At 62.1% G+C, this 2,205-nt stretch carries 2 protein-coding genes; both read left to right on the top strand.

Annotation, left to right across the window (positions count from 1 at the left end):
- On the top strand, positions 1-1,331 hold a 1,331-nt coding region (locus FT726_RS26855), incomplete at its 5' end, for an efflux transporter outer membrane subunit (RefSeq protein WP_346303802.1).
- Positions 1,332-1,421: 90 nt separating this feature from the next.
- Positions 1,422-2,205 (top strand): 1-acyl-sn-glycerol-3-phosphate acyltransferase (locus FT726_RS26850; RefSeq protein ID WP_346303801.1); only part of this gene is annotated, 784 nt, incomplete at its 3' end.

The following is a 2,205-nucleotide window of genomic DNA, read 5'->3' as shown; positions in this document are numbered from 1 at the left end:
ATCAGCGTCCGGCGATGGCGCTGCCGACGCACTATAAAGAGGCCAAAGGCTGGACGCAGGCCACGCCGCAGGACGCCAGTCGCAAAGGGGAGTGGTGGACGGTGTATCACGATGCCACCTTGTCCAGCCTGCTGCGCCAGGTGAGCATCTCTAACCAGAACGTCGCCAGTTATGCGGCGCAGTATCGCGAAGCCCAGGCGCTAAGCGCGCAGTCGCGCGCGGCGCTGTTTCCCTCACTCGACTACGATGTCAGCAGCACGCGCAGCGGCAGCCGTGCCAGCACCAGCGGTCAGCGCAGCGTCAGCAACAGCCACAGCGCTACGCTGAATGCCAGCTGGGAGCTGGATCTGTGGGGCAAACTGCGCCGCACCCAGGAAGAGGATAAGGCCAGCGCGCAGGCCAGCCAGGCTGAACTGGCCAATGTCACGCTGAGCGCCCAGTCAGAGCTGGCGCAGGACTATTTTCAGCTGCGCATCATCGACGAAAAGATCGCGCTCTATCAGCGCAGCATTGAAGCTTATCAGCGCTATCTCAGCGTGATTAACAACAAGTACCGCGCCGGTAGCGAATCCCGCGCCACCCTGGCGCAGGCACAGATGCAGCTGGAGAGCGCCCGCGCTTCGGCGCAGGATTATCAGTGGCAGCGCGCGCAACTGGAGCACGCGGTGGCGCTGCTGCTGGGGCGTGCACCAGCCGACTTTACGTTGCCGGTGGCGAAGCTGGATGCCACGCTGCCGTCCATTCCGCAGAGCCTGCCTTCGGCGCTGCTGCAGCGCCGTCCGGACATCGCCTATGCCGAACGTAACGTGGCGGCCGCCAACGCGGCGGTCGGGGTGGCGATTGCCGGTTATTATCCCGACCTGACGCTCAGCGCCAGCGGTGGCGTGACCGCCTCAGCGATCCACAGTTTATTGTCGCTGCCGAATCGCGCCTGGTCGCTGGGGCCGGAGCTCAGCGGTACGCTGCTCGACTTTGGCGCGACCTCGGCGAAAGTGGCGCAGGCGCGTGCCGCTTATGATGCCAGCGTGGCCACCTATCGGCAGACGGTGCTGAGCGCGCTGGGAGAAGTGGAAGATAACCTGGTGGAACTGAATACCCTGCAGGGGGAAATCGCCGCGCAGCAGCGCGCCGCCGTGGCGGCACAGGAGTCAGCACGCGTAACGCGCAACCAGTATGACGCCGGCATGATTGATTACCTTGATGTCGCTACCACGGAAAACAGCAGCCTGAGCGAGCAGCAGAGCCTGCTGTCGCTGCAGAGCAGCCAGTGGGTGAGCAGCGTGGCGCTGATCGCCGCGCTGGGCGGCGGCTGGCAGGGCGAATCACCCTGAATTCATCACGATAAATCACTGCGCTACTTGTCGAACATCCCCGGATCCTGCAAGGTAAGAACCATTTTTTACCGCTGCTAAGGAGCTGGCATGCTATTTACCGTTCTGCGTTTCCTCTGTCGCCTGTTATGGCGCGTTGAGCTGCGTGGCGATCTGACTGCCCTGCACAAAGAAAAAGTGCTGATCACGCCAAACCATATGTCGTTTCTCGATGGCGTGCTGCTGGCGCTGTTTCTGCCCATCAAACCGGTGTTCGCCGTCTATTCTTCGATCAGTGAACAGTGGTATATGCGCCTGCTCAGGCCGGTCATCGACTTCGTGCCGCTCGACCCCACCAAACCGATGTCGATCAAACATCTGGTGCGCATGATCAACGAAGGGCGTCCGGTGGTGATCTTTCCGGAAGGGCGCATTACCGTCACCGGTTCATTGATGAAAATCTACAGCGGCGCTGGCTTCGTCGCGGCGAAATCCGCCGCCACCGTGGTGCCGATGCGCATTGAAGGCGCAGAGTACACGCCGTTTGGCCGCCTGGCCGGGGTGTTTAAACGTCGCCTGTTCCCGCGCATCACCCTGACGGTGCTGCCTGCCACGGTGATTCCCATGCCGGAAGCGAAACGCGCGCGCGACCGCCGCGTGCTGGCCGGTGAGCATTTACATCATGTGATGATGGAAGCGCGCATGGCGGTGCGCCCGCGCGAAACGCTGTTCGACGCTTTTCTCAATGCGCGCACCCGTTACGGGTTGAGTAAAGCCTGCATCGAAGACATCAACTTTAAGCCGGACAGCTACACCGGGCTGCTGAAAAAAGCGCTCGGTGTCGGCCGCATTCTGGAGCGCTACAGCCAGCAGGGCGAATTCGTTGGCCTGCTGC

The sequence above is a fragment of the Pantoea sp. Morm genome (assembly GCF_016643525.1).
In the GTDB taxonomy this organism is placed as follows: Bacteria; Pseudomonadota; Gammaproteobacteria; order Enterobacterales; family Enterobacteriaceae; genus Pantoea; species Pantoea dispersa.
Note: the sequence above shows the minus strand (reverse complement) of the source record. Positions and strands in the feature narration are given on the sequence as shown.